We start from the raw sequence: 4440 nt of genomic DNA, 5'->3' as shown, positions 1-4440 counted from the left end.
CCGCCTGGGCGCCGCCCTGATAGTCGGTGTAGGCCGGCGCGCCCGCCACCAGCACCGCCTCCATCAGCGCGAAGGCCTGGCCCCGGTCGAACCGGGCGCCGGCAAAGCGCGCGGCCAGCACCGAAGCGGTGGCCCGCAAGGCCGCAGCGGCCTTCAGCGCGCCGGCCCGGTCCCCGCCCAGCGCCGCATGGAAGGCCCGCACCTCGGTTTCAAACCGACGGGCAAGATCAGGCGCCGCGACCCTTGCGGCGGCGGCCAGCATGATCATCTGTTCATCATTCCACACCGGCTGACCCGGCGGGATTGGCCGCCAGCCGTTGGTGCGCGCCACGATCGGCACCGCCGGATCGTCGCTGAAGGTGCGATGGCAGGACCGGCAGTCGAAGACCGTGAAATCCGGCCCGCCAAAGCCGGCAGACACAGAAGGCAGCAGCGACAGCGCCCGCTCCACCGACAGAGCCTGGCCCACCGCCCAGGTCTGGATGCCGCCGGCCACGCGCTTGCGGGAGGCATAATCGCTGTCCTCGTCGTGGTGGCTCTGCAGCGCGGTGAACAGGTCAAGCTCGAAGGCCAGGCGCGGGTGGCCGGCGGCCATCAGGCGGTGGAACGGGAACTGGCCCGGTTTGGCCGAGCCATAATGGCAATCGAGGCACACGCCGGCCCGCACCGCCGGATTGTCGAGCGCCAGCATCCCGCGGGCGACGTTGTCGGCATGGCTGGCTTTCACGCCGGCATGGCTGGCCAGCCAGCGCGTGGACGGGCCGTGGCAGGCCTCGCAACCCACTCCATCGGATTGCTGCCATTTCGCTCCACGCGCGGGCGCCGGATCGCCGTGGCAGTTGATGCATTCGGCGCTGGCGGCCACGTTGGCGATGCCGAGCCGCCGGCCGATGGCCTGGGCGCGTGGCTGCGCCAGCACCGTCCACGCCCGGCTGTGAGCCCCGGCGATGCTGGCGGGGTTGCTCCAGATCAGCACTTCATTCTGGCGGACACGCGGCCCGGTGGCTTCCTGGCGGCCGTGGCAGGTGGAACCGGCACAGCTGGCCACGCCTTCATGGGCGCGGGGGCGCGCCGGCTGCGCGGCAACGGGGCCAACAAGGACCAGCAGCAGCGCGACTCGCAGCACCAGATCGGCCAGAAACCCGTTCAGGCCGACACTGCGCCGGGCCCTGTTCCGGCTTCGGCCCGCTGCTGCCGCACCAACGCGCATCCTTACCCCCCGGATGGAGGGACGTTATCAAAGCGCCGGGACGATGCAAGCGCTTGAACCGGCTTGGCCTGTGGACGGGCCGGCGCCACAGCGGCGCCAGGCCGTGCGCAATTTGCGCCAGCGCCGGGCGGGCTGCAGGGCTGCGGCGGCGGGGCGCCATTGCAGCATCGCCCTTGCTGTGTTTAGTTGCCTCTCGAATCAATGAGGGCGGATGGGACACGCACGGCCCGACAGAGGCCGGTCTCCTCGCGCTGCCGGTTATGGGGAGAGATCGATGGACGTTCTGGCCAAACCTTGTGCGGCGCATGATCTGAAGGCCTGCGTGGAGGCGGTGTCGGTGAGATCGATGCGCGATGTGCGCGGCGCGGCCGAGGCGCTGCGCGATATCGCGCTGTCGTGCGGCGGGCTGCACGTGATCGCGGCAGACAATATCGCGTCGAAGGCACCGATGGAGGATGCCGACGGCAATATCCTGGCCGCCGACGTGTTCGGCTGGACCGGCGAGAGCGAGCATTGGTGGAAGGACAGCAAGCTGGCCCTGTCCTCGCCGCTGCCGCGCGCCTGTCGCTATGAATCGGAAGTCTTCTGGGCCAATGCCGGCGGCTTCTACACCCGCCAGCCCAACCCCTATCTCGACGAGATGAACCTCGAGAATTTCGAGAAGCGGGCGCTCACCCGGGCGGCGATCGTGGTGCCGGTGCATCTGCCCTTCGGCCAGATCGGCGCCGTGTGCTTCGTCAGCCGCGATCCGGCCTGTACCGATCTGTCGGCCGAATATGACGCCTGGGGCGACACGTTCGCGCTGATGTCGCACCGCTTCCTGGCCGGTTACGTGAAGGCGCACCGCACCCGCCGCTGGCTGCCCGGTGACTGCCAGCTCACCAAGCGCGAGGTGGAATGCCTGCGCTGGGCCAGCATCGGCAAGACCGACAAGGAGATCAGCCTGATCCTGTCGCGCAGCCATGCAACCGTGCGCTTCCACATCCAGAACGCCGGCGAGAAGCTGAACGCCGTCAATCGCAGCCAGACCATCTTCAAGGCGGCGCAGCTGGGCTATCTCGGCGCAGCCGCCTGAGCCAGATTGTTCATGGGCTGTGAAGCCGCCGCCGTGTAGGGCGGTGGCATGAGAACACTGTTTCCCCTCCTGCTGATTGGCCCGATGCTGTTCGCAGCGCCGGCCGCTGCCGCCACGCTCGCCGATGTGTCTGCCGCGCTGAAGGGCACCACCAGCCTCGCTGCCGATTTCAGCCAGGCCGGCGCGGATGGCCGGGTGCTGACGGGCAAGCTGTGGCTGGCGCGGCCCGGCCGCGTGCGATTCCAGTATGACAAGGCGCCGATGCTGCTGGTGGGCGATGGCCGCACGCTGTCGTTCGTGGACTATGAGGTGAAACAGGTCAGCCAGTGGCCGGTCAGGCGCACGCCATTGCAGATCCTGCTGGCCAACGATCCCGATCTCGCACCGGTGGCGCGCATCGTCGGCGACGATGCCGGTGGCATCACGGTGGAAGCCCGCGACCCCAAGCGTCCGGAGTTCGGCACGCTCACCATCCGTTTCGTGCGCAATGCCGCGGCGCCCGCCGGGCTGGCACTGGCCGGCTGGACGGCACGCGACGCCCAGGGCGGCATCAGCGCCGTCACGCTCAGCAACCAGCGCTACAATGCCAGCCTCAAGGGCGTAAGCTTCGCATTCGTCGATCCGCGCCGAGAAGGCCCGCGCTGAACCGCCGCAGGTCTGTCATCAACCTGTCTGAAACCGTTCATGCCGGGGCAAGGTCGAATCGGTCATACATGTCCCAGCAGTGAGCCAGTCGCCGCGTCCGGTTTTGCCCCCTGTTGATCGGATCGGTGGCGCGTAAAAGCTCCCTTGCCTGCGTGACGAGCGCAAAAAGAACCCCCGGCGCCACGCCCCCGGCGCCGGGGGTTCATCCTGTCTGGTGCCCTAGCCTGTTACCCCTCAGGCCGACAGGTGACGAAGCCAGCGGCTTCGCCTAAAGCCCAGCCATGGCCATCCGCATCGCCACCTGGAACATCAACAGCGTCCGCGCCCGTGCCGACATCGTCGAGCAGTTCCTGCGCGAACAGCAGCCCGACATACTGTGCCTGCAGGAAACCAAGGTGATGGACGCGCTGTTCCCGCACGGCTTATTCGACCAGCTGGGTTACACCCACCGCTTCATCAACGGGCAGCGCATGCACCACGGCGTTGCCACCGTGTCGCGCATCCCGCTGGAAGGCGCCTGGCGCTATGACTGGCAGGATAATGGCGAGGCCCGCCATATCGGCGTGCGGCTGCCCGGCGGCGTGATCCTCGAAAATGTCTATGTCCCGGCCGGCGGCGACGTGCCGGACCGCGAGGTGAACCCCAAGTTCGGCCAGAAGCTGGACTTCGTCGAGCGCATGACCCGCTGGTCGGAAGGGCTGCAGGACGCGGCCGTGATCGTGGGTGATTTCAACATCGCGCCGCTGGAATGCGACGTGTGGAACCACAAGGCGCTTCTGGATGTGGTCAGCCACACGCCCATCGAGGTGGAAGCGCTGACCCGGCTGCAGCAGAGTCACGACTGGGTGGACCTGGGCCGCCGCTTCAACCCGGCGCCCGAAAAATTCTTCACCTGGTGGAGCTATCGCAACAACGACTGGCGCGCCTCCGACCGCGGCCGGCGACTGGACCATATCTGGTGCTCGCCGGTGTTGGCTCCCCAGGCCACCGGATTTGATGCGATCCGAGACGCGCGCGACTGGGGCAAGCCGTCTGACCACATCCCGCAGATCGTGACGCTCGACCTGTGAGCATCGCGCCGGCCTATGTGGCCGAAGCGGCCAGTGACGCGCTGCGGCGCGGGCGGATCGTCGCGGTGGATGACCTCGCCATCCTGTCTGCCGAACTGGCCGATGCCGACACGTTGGCGGCGCTGGAAGCGCAGGCGCGGGCCGGGCTGGTCATCACCGCCCACCGGGCCGCCGTGCTCAATCTCGCCAACCAGATCGCGGCCGCCGCGCCCGATCCGGAACCGGTGTGGGTGAATCGGCCGGACTGGCTCGATCTGGCAAGCAGCCGCGCGGTGGCCGATCCGGTGCTCGATCTCGCCACCCCGTTCAAGGGCCCGTTCAGGAGCCGCGCGCTGGGCGCCGATGCCGCTGCGGCCCGCGCCGCCGTTGCCCTTGCCAAGCATGCCGGGCTGATCCCGGCGGTCTATGCGGTGCCGCAGGCCGGCATCGCCACTGCCGTC

4 protein-coding genes and 1 pseudogene are annotated in these 4440 nt (G+C 68.5%); 4 read left to right on the top strand and 1 reads right to left on the bottom strand.

Features of this window, described 5'->3' with window-relative positions; genetic code table 11:
* On the bottom strand, window positions 1-1210 hold a 1210-nt coding region (locus GJV64_RS11830; RefSeq protein WP_164157415.1), incomplete at its 3' end, for a multiheme c-type cytochrome.
* Window positions 1211-1484: 274 nt separating this feature from the next.
* Here GJV64_RS11830 and GJV64_RS11825 point away from each other — a divergent pair.
* The 4 genes and pseudogenes from GJV64_RS11825 to GJV64_RS11810 form a co-directional block, all read left to right on the top strand.
* Window positions 1485-2285 (top strand): helix-turn-helix transcriptional regulator, encoded by an 801-nt coding sequence (locus GJV64_RS11825; RefSeq protein WP_164157414.1) that lies wholly within the window; start codon window positions 1485-1487, stop codon window positions 2283-2285.
* Between the two features lie 48 nt (window positions 2286-2333).
* The gene (locus GJV64_RS11820) at window positions 2334-2930 is read left to right on the top strand and encodes an outer-membrane lipoprotein carrier protein LolA (protein WP_164157413.1); all 597 of its coding nucleotides are present in this window, start codon (window positions 2334-2336) and stop codon (window positions 2928-2930) included.
* A gap of 281 nt (window positions 2931-3211) precedes the next feature.
* Window positions 3212-4000 (top strand): exodeoxyribonuclease III, encoded by a 789-nt coding sequence (locus tag GJV64_RS11815; RefSeq protein ID WP_205599616.1) that lies wholly within the window; start codon window positions 3212-3214, stop codon window positions 3998-4000.
* Window positions 3997-4440, top strand: a pseudogene (locus GJV64_RS11810) (GTP cyclohydrolase II); the annotation flags it as partial. The gene GJV64_RS11815 and the pseudogene GJV64_RS11810, both read left to right, overlap by 4 nt.

This window comes from Sandarakinorhabdus rubra, assembly GCF_010994245.1.
GTDB lineage: Bacteria > Pseudomonadota > Alphaproteobacteria > Sphingomonadales > Sphingomonadaceae > Sandarakinorhabdus > Sandarakinorhabdus rubra.
This window is presented reverse-complemented; position numbering and strand designations above follow the sequence as displayed.